General features: G+C 69.1%; 20 protein-coding genes. 9 read left to right on the plus strand and 11 right to left on the minus strand.

Annotated elements, in window-relative coordinates:
* Positions 1–13: 13 nt before the first annotated feature.
* From PCA_RS14400 to PCA_RS14430, 7 genes are read right to left on the minus strand one after another with little or no spacing between them, the layout of a single operon-like run.
* A complete protein-coding gene (locus tag PCA_RS14400) occupies positions 14–1219 on the minus strand; it encodes an ABC transporter permease (protein WP_181303313.1) in 1206 nt (401 codons plus the stop codon).
* Entirely contained in the window at positions 1216–1950 is a 735-nt protein-coding gene (locus PCA_RS14405) for an ATP-binding cassette domain-containing protein (protein WP_181303314.1), read from the minus strand. Before PCA_RS14405 ends, PCA_RS14400 begins: the two co-directional genes overlap by 4 nt.
* On the minus strand, positions 1947–2120 hold the full coding sequence (locus tag PCA_RS14410) for a hypothetical protein (RefSeq protein ID WP_181303315.1): 174 nt from the start codon (positions 2118–2120) through the stop codon (positions 1947–1949). The genes PCA_RS14405 and PCA_RS14410 overlap by 4 nt, the downstream gene beginning before the upstream one ends.
* The gene (locus tag PCA_RS14415) at positions 2117–3703 is read right to left on the minus strand and encodes an alpha/beta hydrolase (RefSeq protein WP_181303316.1); all 1587 of its coding nucleotides are present in this window, start codon (positions 3701–3703) and stop codon (positions 2117–2119) included. The genes PCA_RS14410 and PCA_RS14415 overlap by 4 nt, the downstream gene beginning before the upstream one ends.
* Before the next feature lie 16 nt (positions 3704–3719).
* Entirely contained in the window at positions 3720–3914 is a 195-nt protein-coding gene (locus PCA_RS14420; RefSeq protein WP_181303317.1) for a helix-turn-helix transcriptional regulator, read from the minus strand.
* Positions 3911–4378, minus strand: coding sequence for a hypothetical protein (locus PCA_RS14425; RefSeq protein WP_181303318.1), 468 nt, complete (start codon positions 4376–4378; stop codon positions 3911–3913). The genes PCA_RS14420 and PCA_RS14425 overlap by 4 nt, the downstream gene beginning before the upstream one ends.
* On the minus strand, positions 4375–4977 hold the full coding sequence (locus PCA_RS14430; RefSeq protein ID WP_181303319.1) for a hypothetical protein: 603 nt from the start codon (positions 4975–4977) through the stop codon (positions 4375–4377). Before PCA_RS14430 ends, PCA_RS14425 begins: the two co-directional genes overlap by 4 nt.
* 575 nt (positions 4978–5552) lie before the next feature.
* Here PCA_RS14430 and PCA_RS14435 point away from each other — a divergent pair.
* The 4 genes from PCA_RS14435 (at position 5553) to PCA_RS14450 (ending at position 10812) form a co-directional block, all read left to right on the plus strand.
* Positions 5553–6137 (plus strand): fimbrial protein, encoded by a 585-nt coding sequence (locus PCA_RS14435; RefSeq protein ID WP_181303320.1) that lies wholly within the window; start codon positions 5553–5555, stop codon positions 6135–6137.
* A gap of 71 nt (positions 6138–6208) precedes the next feature.
* Positions 6209–6946, plus strand: a complete 738-nt coding sequence (locus tag PCA_RS14440) for a molecular chaperone (protein ID WP_181303321.1) — start codon at positions 6209–6211, stop codon at positions 6944–6946.
* A gap of 65 nt (positions 6947–7011) precedes the next feature.
* Positions 7012–9693, plus strand: a complete 2682-nt coding sequence (locus PCA_RS14445) for a fimbria/pilus outer membrane usher protein (RefSeq protein WP_255436888.1) — start codon at positions 7012–7014, stop codon at positions 9691–9693.
* A 39-nt stretch (positions 9694–9732) separates the two neighbouring features.
* Positions 9733–10812 (plus strand): fimbrial protein, encoded by a 1080-nt coding sequence (locus tag PCA_RS14450; protein WP_181303323.1) that lies wholly within the window; start codon positions 9733–9735, stop codon positions 10810–10812.
* Between the two features lie 85 nt (positions 10813–10897).
* Here PCA_RS14450 and PCA_RS14455 read toward each other — a convergent pair whose 3' ends face one another.
* Both PCA_RS14455 and PCA_RS14460 read right to left on the minus strand, forming a co-directional pair.
* Positions 10898–11245, minus strand: a complete 348-nt coding sequence (locus tag PCA_RS14455; RefSeq protein WP_181303324.1) for a hypothetical protein — start codon at positions 11243–11245, stop codon at positions 10898–10900.
* A 184-nt stretch (positions 11246–11429) separates the two neighbouring features.
* Positions 11430–12176, minus strand: a complete 747-nt coding sequence (locus PCA_RS14460; protein WP_181303325.1) for an FAD-binding oxidoreductase — start codon at positions 12174–12176, stop codon at positions 11430–11432.
* 95 nt (positions 12177–12271) lie between these two features.
* Between PCA_RS14460 and PCA_RS14465 the strand changes: the two genes are divergently transcribed.
* From PCA_RS14465 to PCA_RS14475, 3 genes are all read left to right on the plus strand, one after another.
* A complete protein-coding gene (locus PCA_RS14465) occupies positions 12272–13216 on the plus strand; it encodes an ABC transporter ATP-binding protein (RefSeq protein WP_181303326.1) in 945 nt (314 codons plus the stop codon).
* On the plus strand, positions 13213–13992 hold the full coding sequence (locus tag PCA_RS14470) for an ABC transporter permease (protein ID WP_181303327.1): 780 nt from the start codon (positions 13213–13215) through the stop codon (positions 13990–13992). The genes PCA_RS14465 and PCA_RS14470 overlap by 4 nt, the downstream gene beginning before the upstream one ends.
* Positions 13993–14100: 108 nt before the next feature.
* Positions 14101–14820 (plus strand): pseudouridine synthase, encoded by a 720-nt coding sequence (locus PCA_RS14475; protein WP_181303328.1) that lies wholly within the window; start codon positions 14101–14103, stop codon positions 14818–14820.
* Between the two features lie 126 nt (positions 14821–14946).
* Here PCA_RS14475 and tsaD read toward each other — a convergent pair whose 3' ends face one another.
* Complete coding sequence (gene tsaD / locus PCA_RS14480; protein ID WP_181303438.1) at positions 14947–15969, minus strand: tRNA (adenosine(37)-N6)-threonylcarbamoyltransferase complex transferase subunit TsaD; 1023 nt, start codon at positions 15967–15969, stop codon at positions 14947–14949.
* 136 nt (positions 15970–16105) lie between these two features.
* On the opposite strand from tsaD, the gene rpsU reads away from it, so the two are divergent.
* Positions 16106–16321 carry a 30S ribosomal protein S21 gene (gene rpsU, locus PCA_RS14485; RefSeq protein WP_181303329.1) on the plus strand — a complete coding sequence of 72 codons (216 nt, stop codon included), beginning with the start codon at positions 16106–16108 and terminating at the stop codon, positions 16319–16321.
* Between the two features lie 187 nt (positions 16322–16508).
* Complete coding sequence (locus PCA_RS14490; protein WP_181303330.1) at positions 16509–16955, plus strand: GatB/YqeY domain-containing protein; 447 nt, start codon at positions 16509–16511, stop codon at positions 16953–16955.
* Positions 16956–16964: 9 nt separating this feature from the next.
* On the opposite strand, the gene PCA_RS14495 is transcribed toward PCA_RS14490, so the two are convergent.
* Positions 16965–17261, minus strand: coding sequence for a hypothetical protein (locus PCA_RS14495; protein WP_181303331.1), 297 nt, complete (start codon positions 17259–17261; stop codon positions 16965–16967).
* Between the last annotated feature and the right edge of the window lie 135 nt (positions 17262–17396).

The following is a 17396-nucleotide window of genomic DNA, read 5'->3' on the forward strand; positions in this document are numbered from 1 at the left end:
CGCCGAAGCGCGCTCAGCCCGAGATCGCCAGCTTCTCCGAGCGGTACAGCTGCGCGGTGACGAGCGCCGCGACCAGCGCCGCCGCCAGCGTGCCGCCCAGGCACAGCAGCAGCTGTTCGCCGCTCACGCCGTCGCCGCGCAACTGCTGCATGATGCCGAGGTTCTGGCCCAGCAGCGGCACCGCGTACATCCACGCCTGCGCCTTGATCGGCAGGAAGGCCAGCAGCGCGCTGGGGATCAGCGGCACCATCATCAGCAGCGAGATGTAGGTCTGCGCCTCGCGGTAGCTCTTGGCGAACGCGGCCACCATGGTCTGCAGCACCGCCAGCAGCATCACCAGCGGCAGCATCAGCAGCAGCACGGTGCCGGCGAAATGCCAGCCGAGGTCGAGCTCCATGCCCAGCTTCGCGGCGGGAATCAGCCGCCCCACCACCGCGAACGCCAGCAGGGTGATCGCGAGGCTGGCCAGCGAGAACGTGCAGATCGCCGCGAGCTTGCCGAGCAGGATCTTCCAGCGCGCCACCGGGTTCGCGAACAGCGGCTCCAGCGACTGCCGCTCGCGCTCGCCCGCGGTGAGGTCGATCGCCAGGTACATGCCGCCCAGGAACAGCGTGATCACGAAGAAGTACGGCAGCATCGCGAACAGCAGCACCGCGCGCGACTGCGGCGTGGCCTGGTCGCGCCGGGCCACCTGCACCGGCCACGCCGTGCCGGGCGACAGGCCGCGCGCCACCAGCCGCATCGCGCCCTGCTGGCGGGCATAGGTTTCCACCAGCTGGCTCACCCGTTCCACCGCGCTGCGCGTGTCCTGGCGCGAGGAGTCGTAGAACAGCTCCACCTGCACCGGCTCGCCGCGGCGCCAGGCCTTGGCGTAGTCGGCGGCGATGCGCAGCACCACGTCGGCATCCTGCTTGTGCACGGCGGCGCCGGGATCGGCCACCGCCGCGTCCGGCACGATGCCGCCCTGCTTCAGCGCATCGACGAGGTTGGGCGCGTACTGCGCCCCGATCACCGGCACGTGCAGCGGCTTGTCGGCCTTGTCCAGCTCGCGGTTCACCTGCACGTTCACCAGCATCACGAACAGCACCGGCCCCAGCAGCGGGCCGGTGAGGAAGGCGCTCATCAGCGTGCGGCGGTCGCGCAGGTTCTCGCGCACCTCCTTGAGGAATACGGTGAGCACGGCGCCGGCATGGCGCACCCTGGAAACGGTGGCGTTCATGCGGCCAGGCCCTCGTCGGTTCCGATGATCTTCACGAAGGCGTCCTCAAGGTTGGTTTCCCCGGTCTGCGCACGCAGCGCGTCCGGCGTCTCGTCGGCCACCACGCGGCCGTGCGCGATCACCACGATGCGATCGCACAGCGCCGCCACCTCCTGCATGATGTGGCTGGAGAACAGCACGCAGCGGCCCTCGCCCTTCAACTGCTGCATGAAGCGGCGCAGGCCGCGCGTGGCCATCACGTCCAGGCCATTGGTGGGTTCGTCCAGGATCACGTTGCGCGGATCGTGGATCAGCGCGCGGGCGATCGCGGTCTTCACCCGCTGGCCTTGCGAGAAGCCTTCGGTGCGGCGGTCGAGGATGTCGCGCATCTCCAGCGCGTCGACCAGCGCCTCGTGCCGCGTGCGCAGCGTGGCTTCGTCCAGGCCCTGGAGGCGCGCGAAGTACTCGATGTTCTCGCGTGCGGTGAGCCGCTTGTACAGGCCGCGCGCATCCGGCAGCACGCCCAGCCGGCGGCGCACCGCCAGCGGATCGGCGACCGCGTCGATGCCGTCCACCAGCACCTGGCCGCGGTCCGGCGTCATCAGCGTGTAGAGCATGCGCAGCGTGGTGGTCTTGCCGGCGCCGTTGGGGCCGAGCAGGCCGGTGATCTCGCCGTCGCGGGCGGTGAAGCCGACGCCGTCCACGGCCTTCACCGCGCCGAATGCCTTGTGCAGATCCCTGACTTCGATCACGGCTGGCCACCCCGCTGGAAACAGTTGAAGCGCCTGCGGCCGGTCACGGAAAACACCACCAGCAGGGGCAGCAGCACCTGGCTGACGACCTGCGGCGCATCCAGCACGGCGGCGGCGACGAAGGCCGCGGCCAGCAGCACGGCGCTGGCCGGCACGGAGAACTTTTTCATGGCGTGGCTCCGTTGAAGTCGATGAAGAACGGCGTGGGTTGCAGCCGGTCCAGGCAGCTGGCATCCAGCGCCTTGGGGTCCAGGTGCTCGACGAAACGCTGCACCAGGCGCGGGCCGCAGCCGGTGGCGAGCACGCTGTGGCCCTGGCCCTTGAACAGCAGCACGCGCGCGTTCGGCAGATGGCCGGCGATCTCCTCCGCGTAGCGCGGCGGCGTCACCGGGTCGTACTGGCCGGCCAGCAGCAACACGGGCTTGGCGGACTGCAGCGGCTGGTGGAAATCCGCCGGCCGCGCGCCCCTGGGCCACGCCGCGCAGATCGCCTTGTAGGCATCGATCATGTGGGTGCCGAGCAAGGTGTCCGCGTCCTGCGGGCGGGCGGTGAGCAGGTCGGCGTCCTCGCTGCAGATCACCGAGTACGACATGCCGCTGCCGGCAAGGTCGGCCATGTCCACGGTGAGCAGCTTGGCCTGGCCGAGCAGCGGGCCCACGTCGCCGTGCGCGGCGGCGTCGATCGACAGCGGCAGCAGCGCGGCGGTGGGCGGCGTGTAGGCGAACATGCGCACCACGCCGACCAGCGAGTCCTCGTTCAGCACGCGCTGCACGGTCTGGTAGCTCTCCGGATCGCGGAAGCTCACCGGATGCGGATTCGCCCGCAGCGCGTCGCGCAGTTGCACCAGGGTCTGGAACGGATGGCCGAAGCGCTGCCGGCAGGCGGCGTCGGCGTCGCAGCGCGCGAACTGCGCCTTCAGCGCATCGTCCAGGTTCTGCGCGAAGTCCTCGCCCAGCACCGCGCTGTTCGGCACCGCGCTGTCCAGCACCACGCTGCGCACCGCATCGGGATGGCGGCCGAGGTATTGCTGCGCCACCCGCGTGCCGTAGGAGACGCCGACCAGGTCGAACTCGGGCACGTCCAGCGCGCGGCGCACGTCTTCCAGGTCCTGCACCGCGTCGGTGGTGGTGTAGTAGCGCGGATCGGCATGCGTGGCCACCTGCTTCAGGCAGGCCGCGGCCGCGGCGCGCAGCTTGGCGGGGTCGTAGCCGCTGTCGTCGGCCGCGTCGCCCTGGTCGTCGTTCTTGCATGCCAGCGCGTTGGAGCCGCCGGTGCCGCGCTGGTCCAGCAGCAGGATGTCCCGGTGCGCGCGCAGCGGCTCCAGCATCGCGGCGATCGGCCCGGCGTAATCGGTGGCCGCCTGGCCCGGGCCGCCGGCGAGGTAGACCAGCATGTCGCGGTTCGCGACCTGGGCGCTGGAACGCAGCACCGCAAGCTTCAGCGTGATCTTCCGGCCCGCGGGATCGGCGCGGTTCTCCGGCACCGCCAGCGCGCCGCACCACGCCGCCGTGCTCAGGCCGCTGTTCGGCTGGCCCAGGTTGCAGGCGGTCAGCGTGAGCGAGCCCAGCTTCCAGGTGCGCGGCGGCGCGGGCTTCACCTCGGGAGCGACCCGCTTCCCGGCGTCGGCGCTGGCGGCGGCAGGCGCCTCCGCCCCTGCCGGCGCGTGCTGCGGGCGCCACTGGTGCCACGCCAGGAAGCCCAGCCCGGCCGCCACGACGACGATGCGCAAGGCATTGCGTCCACTCGATTTCATGTCCTCTCCCTAGCAGTCATTCGCCCGGCTCGAAGATCGCCTCGATCGGACGTGCAAACAGTTTTGCGATCTTGAAAGCCAGCGGCAGGCTGGGGTCGTACTTGCCGGTCTCGATCGCGTTGATCGTCTGCCGCGACACGTCCAGCCGCTCGGCGAGATCCGCCTGCGACCAGCCCTGTTCGCCGCGCAGTTCGCGCACGTGGTTGTTCATGCGTAACGCCGGCTCGCCCAGCGCCGCGCGAACAGGTACAGCAACGGCATGCCCCAGAAGCCCAGCAGCGGCGTCGCCCCGGAAACGCCCGCGTGCCGCAGCATCCAGCCGACGCCGAAGCCCAGCCAGGTGATCGCCGCCACGATCGCCAGCGCCACCAGTTCGATGCGCCGCTGCAGTTCGTCCATGCCCAGCACGCGCCGCACGGAGAGCCCCACGATCAGCAGCAGCGGCGGCAGCGGCAGCAGCGCCAGCAGCACCCGCCCCAGCGGCGACGCCACCTGGCCCATCGACACCGCGGAGGCCAGCAGCGCGGCGAAGTACCACAGCAGCGACCAGACCAGTCCGGGGTCGCTCAGCCGCGCGCCAGCGCCGGCGCCGGCGCCTGCCTGCAGTTGTCCGTGCAGCGCCACCCGGCGCAATGCGTCGGCCGCGCGCTCCTGCCATGCGTGCCAGCCGCTCATCGCCGCTCGTCCAGCGTCTGGCGACGCGCCCGCGCGCGCCGCCGCGACACCCATACCGCCAACGCCACGAAGAAGACCGCCGCGGCGCCCAGCGTCGCCGCCGCACCCACGCCGTGACGCCCCCACAGGTACAGCGCGAACGCCAGCATCGCCGCGCCGGTGCCCGCGAAGTACCACGGCAGCCACGGGCTGCCGTCCTCGGCGCATACCGAATCCACGCCGTAGCGGCGGGCCACCACCCGGTATGCGACGCCGTAACCCAGCATCAGCACCGGAAACACCCAGATCAGCACCTCGCCGCCCAGCCGCAGCACGCCCCCGGCGGACAGGAAACCGCCCACCAGGCTGAGCGCGGACACCAGCGCCGTCGCCACGCCCAGCGCCACCAGGTTCGTGCGCTGCTCCAGCTCGTCGCTGTCGCGGATGCGCCGCCACATCAGCGCGATCGCGTAGAGCACCGGCGCCACCGGCACCAGCGCCAGCAGGGTCTTCAACGGCAGGCTGCGGGTGGCGTGCAGCAGCGGATCCACCGCGAACAGCACGACCATGTAGGTCGCCATCGCCAGCATCACCTGTTGCTCGTAGCGCCTGTTGTTCATCCGCGGCATGGCAGCGGCCTCGAGGCGGGTCGCGGAAACCGGTCGGCGCCGCCCGGAATTTCCCGGGCTGGCCACGCATCGCGAAATGCCGCAACGGCGAGCGCTGCCCACGCCTGTGGCGAACGACCGGCAAGCCGACGGGATCGTGAAATCTTGCGCATGACACCCTTCAATGCATGTAAAGCAAGCTTTACAGGTGCAGCCTAGTTTCGCTCCGGCAGGATGTCAAGCGTGCTTTACAAAAGGGAGCTCATGGCCTGGAAGCGGCCTCGTTTGGGCACGCATGGGCGCCCGAATCGTTGCTCTTGTGTGACGCAAACCTCATTTTCGAGTGCCGTAATCCGTCAGTCGCGGACTTGGCACGGAAATGACATCCACCGCATTGGCCGTGAAGGGCCCGGCCAATGGCAAATGGCGTGAATCGTGACCGTGATCACGCTTTGGCACCGCTTTTGCTTTTGACCCGGCGACCAGCCACGCGCGGCTGTCGTCAGGGTGGCAGGCGCCAGGAAACCACCTTTGTCCACCAGCGCGTCGAAACAGTTCGCAAACCGACACTTGAACAGGAAACACCCATGCACAAGATCTTGCTCCCCGCTGCGCTGATCGCCGGCTTCGGCATTGCAGCTCTCGCCCCGCAGGCCGCCAGCGCGGCCACCAACCAGATCCTCTTCAGCGGCAAGGTGCTGAACAGCACCTGCAGCATCAACGTCAACGGCAGCGGCTCCAACTCCGGTAGCGTCACCCTGCCGGACGTTGCGGCGTCCGCCTTCACGGCCATCGGCAGCAAGGCAGGCGCAACGCCCTTCACCCTGAGCCTGAGCGGCTGCCCGACGACCCCGGCCAGCGTCAAGGTCGGCGCGCAGTTCTACTCCGCCACCAACGCCGACACGACCACGAACTTTGGCACGCTGCTGAACGCCACCGGCGCGACCTACGCCACGGGCGTGGACGTGCAGCTGCTGGACAGCACCGGCAACCCGGTGACGATCACCACCGCCGCTCCCCAGCTTGGCGACAACGCGACCGCTACCGATTCGGCCCCGCTGACCGGCAGCACCGCGACGCTGAGCTATACGGCGCAGTACTACTCGACCTCCGCAACGGTGGGTGCGGGTCTCGTGTCGACGAACGTGAACTACGTCATCAACTACCAGTAAGTCCCCCTGCGGCCCGCCGCGCGCGATCGGCGCGCGGCGGGGCCGCATCCCCCTTCGCGCCGGAGCACCCCATGAGACGTCTGATAGGCACTGCCTGCGCAGTGATGGCCACCCTGTGCCTGTGCACGGCGGCTGCCCATGCCAATGTCGTCATCGGCAACACCCGCGTGGTGTTTCCCGCCCAGCCGGGCGAAGTCACCGTGCGCCTGTCCAACAAGGGCGACCACCCTGCGCTGGTCGAGGCGTGGATCGACAGGGGCAACCCCGAGTCGACGCCGGACAATGCCAGCGCGCCGTTCCTGATCACGCCCCCGCTGTTCCGCATGGAACCGCTCAAGGACCAGAACCTGCGGATCATCTACACCGCAGGCTCCCAGCCGCTGCCGACCGACCGCGAGTCGGTGTTCTGGCTGAACGTGCTGGAGGTTCCGCCCAAGCCCAACGACCCGCAGTCCGCCGGCCGCAATTACCTGCAGTTCGCGATACGGTCGCGGCTGAAGCTGTTCTATCGTCCGGCCAACCTGCCGGGCGACCCGACGAAGGCGCCCGACCACCTGGTCTTCGCGCTGCACGGCACGACGCTGGATGTACGCAACCCCACGCCGTACTACGTCACGATCGGCTCGATCTCGTTCGCCGCCGACGGCAAGCCGCTCGACGGCGTCGACGGCATGGTGGCGCCGCTCGGCGAGCTGCACCTGCCGCTGAAGGGCCTGGCGAAGGCGCCGGCTGCCGGCGCGGCCATCACCTTCGTCACCATCAACGACTACGGCGCGGCCGACACCCACAAGGGCGTCGTGGCACCGTGATATCCCGGCGCGCCATGTTTTGCCATCCGCTCGGGCGCCCTTCGGCGCTCGCGATGGCCTGCGGCATGGCGCTGGCCGTTGCCGCGGGCTGGCCGCAACTGGCGCTGGCCGCCGCTGCCGCGCCCGCCAATGCCCCCGAGGGCGGCCTGGCGAATTTCGATCGCAGCATGCTGGCCGGCGCCGGGCACGACACCGCCGACCTCTCGCGCTTCGAGCGCGGCAACCTCGTGCTGCCCGGCGCCTACAACCTCGACGTCTACCTCAACCGGAACTGGGTCGGCCGCATGGACGTGCGCTTTGTCTCGCCGTCCCAGGATGCCAATGCCGTGCCCTGCGTCAGCGCCGCGATGCTCGACCGCATGGGCTTGGCGCCGGCCAAGGCCGATGCCGCGGCGGCGGCGAAACTGGCGTCGCCGGATTGCGTGGGCCTGGGCGACCTGATTCCCGGCGCGACGATGTCCTTCGACATGTCCGACCTGCGCCTGGACGCCAGCGTGCCGCAGGCCTACATGAACCAGCAGCCGCGCGGCTGGGTGAACCCGGCGTCGTGGGACGCGGGCGTGCCGGCCTTCCTGCTCAACTACAACTTCAACAGCTACCGCGCCAGCAGCGGCGGCCGGGACCAGACCAGCACCTACCTGGGCCTGCGCTCGGGCCTCAACATCGGCCTCTGGCAATTCCGGCAGGACAGCACCTTCACGCTGCAGTCCGGCAGCCGCCAGCCGACCCAGCGCCACTGGCACAACATCGATGCCTACGTGCAGCGCGCGCTGCCCGGCCTGGGCGCCGAACTGAGCCTGGGCGACAGCTACACCGACGGCGCCGTGTTCGACAGCTACGGCCTGCGCGGCGTGCAGCTGGCCACCGACAACCGCATGCTGCCGCAGTCCATGCAGGGTTACGCGCCCGTGGTGCACGGCGTGGCCTACACCAACGCCAAGGTCACCGTGACCCAGAACGGCGTGCAGATCTACCAGACCACCGTCGCGCCCGGCCCGTTCGTGATCAACGATCTCTACCCCACCGGCTACGGCGGCAACCTGGTGGTGAACGTGACGGAAGCCGACGGCCGCCAGCACAGCTTCACCGTGCCCTATGCCTCGGTGGCGCAACTGATGCGGCCCGGCGTCACCCGTTTCGACATCGCCGCCGGCCAGTTGCGCAATGCCAACCTGCAGGATCGGCCCAACGTGATCCAGGGCGCGGTGCAGCACGGCTTCAACAACCGTCTCACCGGCTACGCCGGCGTGCAGGGTTCGGAAGGCTATGCCGCGGTGCTGGTCGGCGGCGCATTCAACACGCGCTTCGGCGCGCTGGCGCTGGACGTGACCCAGGCGCATGCCAGCATCCCGCGCTACGGCAACTACAACGGCCAGAGCTTCCGCATCACCTACAGCAAGATCATTCCGGAAACCAACACCTCGCTCAGCGTGGCCGCCGACCGCTATTCCACCAGCGGCTTCCTCAGCCTGACCGATGCCGAAGCGGCGCGCAGCTACGCCAGCCGCGGCATGAATGCCCTGCAGTACCAGCTGTCCAATCCACTGACCATCGACGGCGTGGCGGCGCACAACCTGCTCACGCCGGCCCAGCTCGCGGCGCTGGGCGGCACCGCCTACAACGGCCACAACCTGTACAGCGCCACCGGCCTGCTGCAGCAGCGCAACCGTTTCACCCTGACGCTCAGCCAGCAACTGGGGCGCGGCGGCTCGCTGTACGCCAATGCATCGATCAACAACTACTGGAACCGCAGCGGCAGCGACACGCAGTTCCAGGTGGGTTACAACAACCACTTCAAGCGCCTTGCCTATGGCGTATCCGTCAGCCGCGGGCGCACCGAGCTGGGCGGCTACGACAACCAGGTCACCTTCAATGCCAGCCTGCCGCTGGGCGATACCCCGCACGCGCCCAGCCTCTCGTTCAATCTCAACCACGGCAGCGGCAACGGCAACGGCACGCAGGAGCAGGCCATGCTCGCCGGCTCGCTGGGCCAGTCGAACGAGTTCACCTACGGCGCCACCGCCTCGCACAGCGACGCCGGCACCGGCAGCGCCTACAGCGTGAACGGCGGCTACAACAGCCCGTACGCCGTATTCAACGCCAGCATCGGCAGCGGCAGCGGCTATTCGCAGGCATCGGTCGGCGCCAGCGGCGCGGTGGTCGCCCATGCCGGCGGCATCACGTTCGGCCAGCCGACCGGCGACACCATCGCCATCGTGCACGCACCCGGTGCGGCCGGTGCGCGCATCCTCGGCACGCCGGGCATCCGCGTGGATCACGCCGGTTACGCGCTGATGCCCTACCTCATGCCCTACCAGCTGGACACCGTCCAGATCGACCCGCAGGGCATGCCGCTGGGCGTGCAGCTGGATGCCACCAGCGCCAACGTCGCGCCCTACGCCGGCGCGGTGGTGCGGGTGAATTTCCAGAGCCATTACGGCCGCGCGCTGGTCGCCCGCATCCACACGGCGAACGGCGAACCGCTGCCCTTCGGCACCGAGGTGCTGGATGCCAAGAGCCAGGGGGTCGGTGTCGTGGGCCAGGGCGGACTGACCCTGCTGCGGGTGACCAGCCAATCGGGCAAGCTCGGCGCGCAGTGGCAGGATCCGCAGGGCGCCGGGCAGTCGTGTTCGTTCGCGTACGCGGTTCCCGCCGCCAAGCGGTCCGGACAGGACCTGACCGCCATCGACCTGACCTGCATCGCAGACGGGCAGGCCATCACGACGCATGGCGGGGACGCACCGTGACGACTCCCCTTGCCTGCGCCACGATCCACGAGGCATGACATGCGCCTGAGCATCCCATCGGCATCGACCCGCACCGCTCCGGCCACGCGCCGGGCATCACGCCTGTTCGGCATGGTCTGCGGATGCCTGCTGCTTGCTGGCATGGCGATCGCACCGCGCATCGCCCGGGCGGATTGCGGGTACGCCAGCGGCGCCGCAACCACGGTCACCTTCAATGCCGGCACCATCACGCTGACGCCCGGCACGCAGGTCAACACCGTGCTGTGGACGTCGAATGCGGCCAGCCCCGCGAATCCGCCAGTACTGGCATGCAACGGCAACACCCCTGGCGGCATCGTCAACACGATCGCCGCATCGACCCCGGTCAACGGCGACAACACGCTGATCCCCACCGGCATCCCGGGCATTTCCTATCGCCTGCTGCACCCCAATACCAGCTCGCTGCTGGCCTTGTACCCCAACTTTCCCACCGGCACCGGCTCCTTCAGCGTCGCGTCCAACCTGCAGCTGGTCTATACCGGGCCGTACCTGCCGCCGAACAACAGCGTCCTGGCCGGGCAGCTGTCGCAGTGGAAGATCAACATCTGCAACAACCCGATCATCTACGGCGACCCGTATTTCGGATACACGTACTACGGGTGCAACGGCAGCGTGTCGCCGCAGCCCGTGGAAACCTTCAACATCAGCGCCAACATCGTCATCCAGGTTCCCACCTGCACCATCGACCCGGGTTCGGTGAACAAGACCGTCACCCTGCCGTCCATCACGACCAGCCAGCTTTCCGGGCAGGGCACGACGGCGGGCACGACCCCGTTCAGCCTGCAATTGACCAACTGCCCGGCCAGGCTCGGCGTCTTCATCACCCTCGACACCGCCAATCCGCAAGCCGGCGCCACCGGCGTGATCGCGCCCACGGCAGGCAATGCCGCCGGCATCGGCGTGCAGGTCCTAAAGGCCGACGGCAACACGCCGGTCGCTTTCGGCACCGCCATCAACACCGGCACCACCTCGGCCAGCAACTACGCCATCAACCTGTATGCCCGCTACTACCAGACGGGAACGACCGCAGGCGCCGGCCCGGTGCAGGGCACCGCCACCTACACGATCAATTACCAGTAGCGCGGCACCGCCCCTGCGCGGAAGCGCCGTTGGCAGGTCGGTTCAAGCGCCGCATCCGGGCAAGGGCGATCAGGCGCATGGACGCCTATTCGTAGACCCGCGTCACCAAAGGCACATCGGCGGCATGCGCGGCGGCGCGATAGCCGGCGAAGTACTTCAGCAAGGAAGACCCGGCGATCGCCGTGCCATCCAGGCGCACCACCGAGAGCCGGTAGACCGAGGTCTCCACCGCACGCTGCGCACGCGCGCCATCGCAGGCAAAAACATGGGCAGAGGGAGCGCTGTCCGCCGTGAGCGGGGCAGCAGCAGGCGACACGGCACAGGTAGGCACCAGGATGGCGCCGCCGATGTCGATCCTTCCTTCGCCGGCCCATGCGCTGGACACCGCCAGCGCAACGGACAAAACGGCCATCTTGCGATACCAGTCCCGCATAAGCCCCCCGTACCGTCCACGAAGGATGCGGCCGCTGGGGGACCCGCCGCATCGTGCGTCGACAGGTGGTACGATGCGCGTTTGCAGGCCGCCGGGATGTGATGCGCATCACAGGTGCGGCGGTCTTCGATTTCGTATCGCGGAACGGGTCGATTGACCCCGCGGCGCGCTTCAGGCAGCGATTTCAGCGCGAGCTGATGTACTTCTCGCGCCTGATCTGCGGTACCGGCAGCCCGAATTCCTTCAATGCATTGAAGGCCGCGTCGACCATGTTGGGGTTGCCGCAGAGGTAGGCGATGTCGCGGCCCGCGTGGGGGGTGAGTTCGGCCAGCACGGTCTGCACGTGGCCGCTGCGGTCGCTGGCGCGCGGCACGACGCGCGGCTGGCGGCTGAGGCAGCCGTGGAAGCTGAAGCCGGAATGGGCTTGCGCGAACGCCTCGAATTCCTCGCCGTAGAGCAGCTCGGTCTCGCTGCGTGCGCCGTACAGCAGCACCACTTCGCGGTCGCCTTTGGCCAGTACCTGCTCGATCTGCGGCAACATCGCACGGTACGGCGTGACGCCGGTGCCGGTGGCCAGCAGCAGGTAGCGGGGGTGCACGTCGCCGGCCTGCAGGCAGAAGCGGCCGTAGGGGCCGCTGGCGTCGACCACGCCGCCGATCGGCAGCCCGCCCAACAGCCCGGTGGCCGCGCCGCCGTCCACGTAGCTCACCGCCAGCTCGATCCGCGTGACCGGCGAATTGCCGTCCCCCACGGTCGCCACCGAATAGCTGCGCTTGGTCGGCGTGCCGTCGTCGTAGTGGAAGTGGATCTGCAGGAACTGCCCCGGCACGAAGGCCAGCGGCTGGCCGTCGACGCGCTCGAACGCGAGGTGGCGCACGCTGGGCGCCAGCATGCGGCTGTCGACGAGGCGGAGCTGGAAGTGGTCGGCCATGGACGGGTTCCGGGAAACGGTGCGTGCGCCCGGGAACACCGGGCGGCGAGGGGTGACCCGCTATAATAAGAGGCTCGCCCCCTCCAGTGCAGCCCATGAGTTCCGTTCCAGCGCTCGTCGTCGACAATCTGCGCAAGACCTACGGCAACGGCGTGCAGGCCCTCAAGGGCGTCTCGCTGACCGTGCAGCCCGGCGACTTCTTCGCCCTGCTCGGTCCCAACGGCGCCGGCAAATCCACCCTGATCGGCATCCTGTCCTCGCTGGTGAACGCCAGCGGCGGCGATGCGCAGGTGTTCGGCGTCTCGGTGAACCGGCAGCGCAACGAGGCGATGCGGCTGATCGGCCTGGTGCCGCAGGAGATCAACTTCAACCAGTTCGAGAAGCCGTTCGACATCTGCGTCAACGAGGCCGGCTTCTACGGCATCCCGCGGCGCATCGCCGCCGAGCGCGCGGAGAAATACCTGAAGGAGCTGCGCCTGTGGGACAAGGCGCAGCACCAGGCGCGCATGCTTTCCGGCGGCATGAAGCGGCGCCTGATGATCGCCCGCGCGATGATGAACGAGCCCAGGCTGCTGATCCTCGACGAGCCCACCGCGGGCGTGGACATCGAGATCCGCCGCTCGATGTGGCAGTTCGTCAGCGGCATCAACGCGGCCGGCACCACGGTGATCCTCACCACGCACTACCTGGAGGAAGCCGAGCAGCTGTGCCGCAACATCGCGATCATCGACCACGGCACCATCGTGGAGAACACCTCGATGAAGCAGCTGCTGGCCAAGCTCGACGTGGAGACCTTCGTGCTGGACGTGGCGCAGGTGCCGGACGGCCTGCCGCAGCTGCCCGGCGTGGCGCTGCGCCGGCTGGACGAGCGCACGCTGGAAGCGGAGATGGCGCGCACCCACGACCTCAACTCGCTGTTCGCGGCGCTGACCGCGCACGGCGTCACCGTCACCTCGATGCGCAACAAGACCAACCGGCTGGAGGAGCTGTTCGTGCGGCTGGTGGAACAGGGTCGCCACGGGCAGGAGCAGGCCGCATGAGCAACGCCGCCGCGAACCTGGTCGCCCTCAACACCCTGGTGCGCCGGGAGATCGTGCGCATCCTGCGCATCTGGACGCAGACGCTGATCCCGCCCGCGATCACCATGACGCTGTACTTCGTGATCTTCGGCAAGCTGATCGGCAGCCGCATCGGCGTCATGCACGGCGGCTTCAGCTACATGCAATACCTGGCGCCGGGGCTGGTGATGATGAGCATCATCACGAACAGCTACGGCAACATCTCCAGCTCGTTCTTCGGCGCGAAATTCAGCCGCGCGGTGGAGGAGATGCTGGTGTCGCCGATGCCGGACTGGGTGATCCTCACCGGCTACGTGGCCGGCGCAGTGGCGCGCGGCGTCGTGGTGGGCATGCTGGTGCTGGGGATCGCGCTGTTCTTCACCTCGCTGCACATCGCGCACCCGCTGATCACCCTGGCCGCGGTGCTGCTGGGCTCGGTGATCTTCTCGCTGGCCGGCTTCGTGAACGCGGTGTACGCGAAGAAGTTCGACGACATCGCGCTGGTGCCCACCTTCATCCTCACCCCGCTCACCTACCTCGGCGGCGTGTTCTACTCGATCGAGATGCTGGGCGAGCCGTGGCAGACGATCTCGCGCATCAACCCCATCCTGTACATGGTCAACGCGTTCCGCTACGGCGTGCTGGGCGTCAGCGACGTGCACGTGGGCTGGGCGTTCGTGGTGATGCTGGTCTTCGTGGTCGCGCTCAGCGCGTTCGGCCTGCAACTGCTGAAGCGCGGCGTCGGGCTACGGTCTTGAGGGCCGGGATTCGGGATACGGGATTCGGGATTCGCGCGAGCCGCAAGCTCGCGGGAACGCGCCTGCCCCAATCCCGTATCCCCAATCCCGAATCCCGGCCCTGACCCCATGCGCGTCAACAAATACATCAGCGAAGCCGGCCTGTGCTCGCGCCGCGAGGCGGACGAGCTGCTGCTGGCCGGGCGCGTCACGATCAACGGCGAAGTCGTCGGCACCGGCGCCAAGGCGCTGGAGGGCGACGAGGTGCGCGTGGACGGGGACATCGTCAAGGCGCGCATCCTCGCCGCCACGCCGGCGGCGAAGAAGGCGGTCTACATCGCGCTGAACAAGCCGGTGGGCATCACCTGCACCACCGACCACGCCGTGGACGGCAACATCGTGGATTTCGTCGACCACGCGCAGCGCATCTTCCCGATCGGCCGGCTGGACAAGGATTCGGAAGGGCTGATCCTGCTCACCAGCAACGGCGACATCGTCAACGAGATCCTGCGCGCGGAGAACCACCACGAGAAGGAATACCTGGTGGGGGTGAACAAGCCGGTCACCGACGAATTCCTCGCCGGCATGGCGCGCGGCGTGCGCGTGCACGGCCAGATGACCCAACCCTGCCGCACGCGCCGCATCGCGAAGTTCGGCTTCGCGATCGTGCTCACGCAAGGCCTGAACCGGCAGATCCGCCTGATGGCGGCCGCGTTCGGCTACCGCGTCACCCAGCTGCGCCGCGTGCGCGTCGTCAACGTGAAACTCGGCCACCTGAAACCCGGCCAGTGGCGCAACCTCACCGACGCGGAACTGAAGGGCCTGCTGCCCGACCGCACGCAGTGGTGATTTTTCTCCTCCCCCAGCATGCAGGGGGAGGTTGGGAGGGGGCGCTTTCGTAGCTGGCGTGCAAGACCAAGGCACCCCACTCCAGCCCTCCCCGTGTTCAGGGAAGGGCGCGGACATCGGCGAGCCTCAAGCCGCCGGCAGGTCTTCCAGGTTCCAGCGCGGCCGCACCTCGACCGCCTCGCCCTGGTGCTGGCCGCTGGCGAGGCGGATCGCGCCGGCCAGGGCGATCATCGCGCCGTTGTCGGTGCAGAATTCCAGGCGCGGGAAATAGGTGCGGAAGCCGTCCTTTTCGCCCGCCGCGGCCAGTTCCGCGCGCAGGCGGCGGTTGGCGCCCACGCCGCCGGCGATCACCAGGCTGCGGGCGCCGGTGGCTGCCAGTGCGCGGCGGCACTTGATCAGCAAGGTGTCGACGATCGCCTCCTCGAACGCGCGGGCGATGTCGGCGCGGGTCTGCTCGCCCTGGTCCGAATGCTGCCAGGCCAGCAGCACCTGGGTCTTGAGCCCGGAGAAGCTGAAATCCAGCCCGGGGCGGTCGGTCATCGGTCGCGAGAAGCGGAACACGCCGGGCCGGCCCTGCTCGGCCAGCCTGGCCAGCGCGGGGCCGCCGGGGTACGGCAGGCCCATCAGCTTGGCGGTCTTGTCGAAGGCCTCGCCGGCCGCATCGTCCAGGGTGTCGCCGAGGATGCGGTACTCGCCGATCGCCCTCACCTCGATCAGCAGCGAATGGCCCCCGGACACCAGCAGGGCCACGAACGGCGGCTGGGGCGGGTCGTCCTCCAGCAGGGGCGCCAGCAGGTGGCCCTCCATGTGGTGCACGCCGACCGCCGGCACGCCCAGCGCCCAGGCCAGCGCCCGGCCGGCCGCCGCCCCCACCAGCAGGGCGCCGACCAGGCCGGGGCCGGCGGTATAGGCCACGCCGCCCAGGTCGGCGGGCTTCAGGCCAGCCTCGGCCAGCGCCTCGCGCACCAGCGGCAGCAGCTTGCGCACGTGGTCGCGGCTGGCCAGCTCGGGCACCACGCCGCCGTAATCGGCGTGCAGCTTGATCTGGCTATAAAGGGTGTGGGCCAGCAGCCCGCGCCCCGGCGCCGCCGGCTCCCAGCGCAGGATCGCCACGCCGGTCTCGTCGCAGGACGACTCGATACCCAGCACGGGCTTGCCCGTCGCGGGCAGGCGGTCGTCGGCCGCGGATTGCGCCTTTGAAAATCTGTCGTCGGACACGGTATACTTCGCGGCTCGGCGTATTCAACAGTCCCGGAAGCGGGACAGATTAACACTCGGAGTATCCATGCCCAACGTCAAAGTCCGCGAGAACGAGCCGTTCGAGATCGCACTGCGTCGTTTCAAGCGTACCTGCGAAAAGGCCGGAATCCTGGCCGAGACCCGCAAGCGCGAGTTCTACGAAAAGCCGACCCAGGAGCGCAAGCGCAAGCGTGCCGCCGCGGTGAAGCGTCACCTGCGCCGTCTGTCGCGCGACGTCTCGCGCAAGACCCGCCTGTACTGAGTTTCCCGGTTCCGCCGCTTGTCGGCGGACAGCGGCGCCCTTGCGCCGCGCATGCCTGGAAACGCGGTCGGCGCGGTCGCTCGCAGCCGCCGCTCGCATCGGGATTCGACTGGCCGGTGTTGCCCCGAGGCAACGCCGGCCTTGTCGTTTCCGTAAAATCGCCTTCCTCCCACCCGGAACCCTTGCCATGACGCTCAAGCAGCAGCTCACCGAGGACATGAAGACCGCCATGCGCGGCGGCGACAAGCATCGCCTCGGCGTGATCCGGCTGGTGCTGGCGGCGATCAAGCAGCGCGAGGTGGACGAGCGCATCGAGCTGGACGACGCCCAGACCCTGGCCGTGCTGGAGAAGATGCTCAAGCAGCGCCGCGACTCGGTGAGCCAGTACGCCAGCGCCGGCCGCGAGGACCTGGCCGACGTCGAGCGCGCCGAAATGGCCATCATCGAGACCTACCTGCCCGCCCAGCTGGACGAGGCCGAGCTGGACGCGCTGATTGCCTCCGCCATCGCCGACACCGGCGCCAGCTCGCCGCGCGACATGGGCAAGGTCATGGCCGCGGTGAAGGAAAAGGCCGCCGGCCGCGCCGACATGGCGCAAGTCTCGGTGCGCATCAAGGCGAAGCTGGCCGGCTGAGCGCGCGGTTCAGCGCCAGCGCATCGAATACGCGAACAGCAGCACCAGCAGCAGGCCGGTCACGCCGGCCGCCGCCAGCGCCAGCCGGCGCCGGCACAGGCGCTGCCAGTTGGCCCGGTCCAGGAACCAGCGCCTCGACGCAGGACTGCGCAGTACGGCGAGGCTGGCCAGTTGCTGCCACGCGGCGCCCACGGGCACGCCAAGCTGTTCCGCACTGCGCGCATGCTCCGGGACGACCGCGCCCGCCTGCTCGAACGCGCGCACGATCGCCCGCTGCCTGCGCACCCGCATCGCCATCAACAACATCGCCTGCTCCCCGCATCCGCCGCCGCGGCAGCTTGCCGATGGCGCACGCCGCGCGCAAGCGCATGCGCCGCATTCACGGCGGCACCGCTACAACTCGGGGCCGCCGCAAGCCGCCACCGCCTGTGGCGCCCCTCT

The organism is Rhodanobacter sp. PCA2, from assembly GCF_013620825.1.
GTDB lineage: Bacteria > Pseudomonadota > Gammaproteobacteria > Xanthomonadales > Rhodanobacteraceae > Rhodanobacter_A.

Coding starts and splice junctions, on each gene's coding strand:
- PCA_RS14400 (WP_181303313.1), bottom strand. CDS start 1,219: ATGAACGCCACCGTTTCCAGGGTGCGCCATGCCGGCGCCGTGCTCACC.
- PCA_RS14410 (WP_181303315.1), bottom strand. CDS start 2,120: ATGAAAAAGTTCTCCGTGCCGGCCAGCGCCGTGCTGCTGGCCGCGGCC.
- PCA_RS14415 (WP_181303316.1), bottom strand. CDS start 3,703: ATGAAATCGAGTGGACGCAATGCCTTGCGCATCGTCGTCGTGGCGGCC.
- PCA_RS14420 (WP_181303317.1), bottom strand. CDS start 3,914: ATGAACAACCACGTGCGCGAACTGCGCGGCGAACAGGGCTGGTCGCAG.
- PCA_RS14425 (WP_181303318.1), bottom strand. CDS start 4,378: ATGAGCGGCTGGCACGCATGGCAGGAGCGCGCGGCCGACGCATTGCGC.
- PCA_RS14430 (WP_181303319.1), bottom strand. CDS start 4,977: ATGAACAACAGGCGCTACGAGCAACAGGTGATGCTGGCGATGGCGACC.
- PCA_RS14435 (WP_181303320.1), top strand. CDS start 5,553: ATGCACAAGATCTTGCTCCCCGCTGCGCTGATCGCCGGCTTCGGCATT.
- PCA_RS14440 (WP_181303321.1), top strand. CDS start 6,209: ATGAGACGTCTGATAGGCACTGCCTGCGCAGTGATGGCCACCCTGTGC.
- PCA_RS14445 (WP_255436888.1), top strand. CDS start 7,012: ATGGCGCTGGCCGTTGCCGCGGGCTGGCCGCAACTGGCGCTGGCCGCC.
- PCA_RS14450 (WP_181303323.1), top strand. CDS start 9,733: ATGCGCCTGAGCATCCCATCGGCATCGACCCGCACCGCTCCGGCCACG.
- PCA_RS14455 (WP_181303324.1), bottom strand. CDS start 11,245: ATGCGGGACTGGTATCGCAAGATGGCCGTTTTGTCCGTTGCGCTGGCG.
- PCA_RS14460 (WP_181303325.1), bottom strand. CDS start 12,176: ATGGCCGACCACTTCCAGCTCCGCCTCGTCGACAGCCGCATGCTGGCG.
- PCA_RS14465 (WP_181303326.1), top strand. CDS start 12,272: ATGAGTTCCGTTCCAGCGCTCGTCGTCGACAATCTGCGCAAGACCTAC.
- PCA_RS14470 (WP_181303327.1), top strand. CDS start 13,213: ATGAGCAACGCCGCCGCGAACCTGGTCGCCCTCAACACCCTGGTGCGC.
- PCA_RS14475 (WP_181303328.1), top strand. CDS start 14,101: ATGCGCGTCAACAAATACATCAGCGAAGCCGGCCTGTGCTCGCGCCGC.
- rpsU (WP_181303329.1), top strand. CDS start 16,106: ATGCCCAACGTCAAAGTCCGCGAGAACGAGCCGTTCGAGATCGCACTG.
- PCA_RS14490 (WP_181303330.1), top strand. CDS start 16,509: ATGACGCTCAAGCAGCAGCTCACCGAGGACATGAAGACCGCCATGCGC.
- PCA_RS14495 (WP_181303331.1), bottom strand. CDS start 17,261: ATGTTGTTGATGGCGATGCGGGTGCGCAGGCAGCGGGCGATCGTGCGC.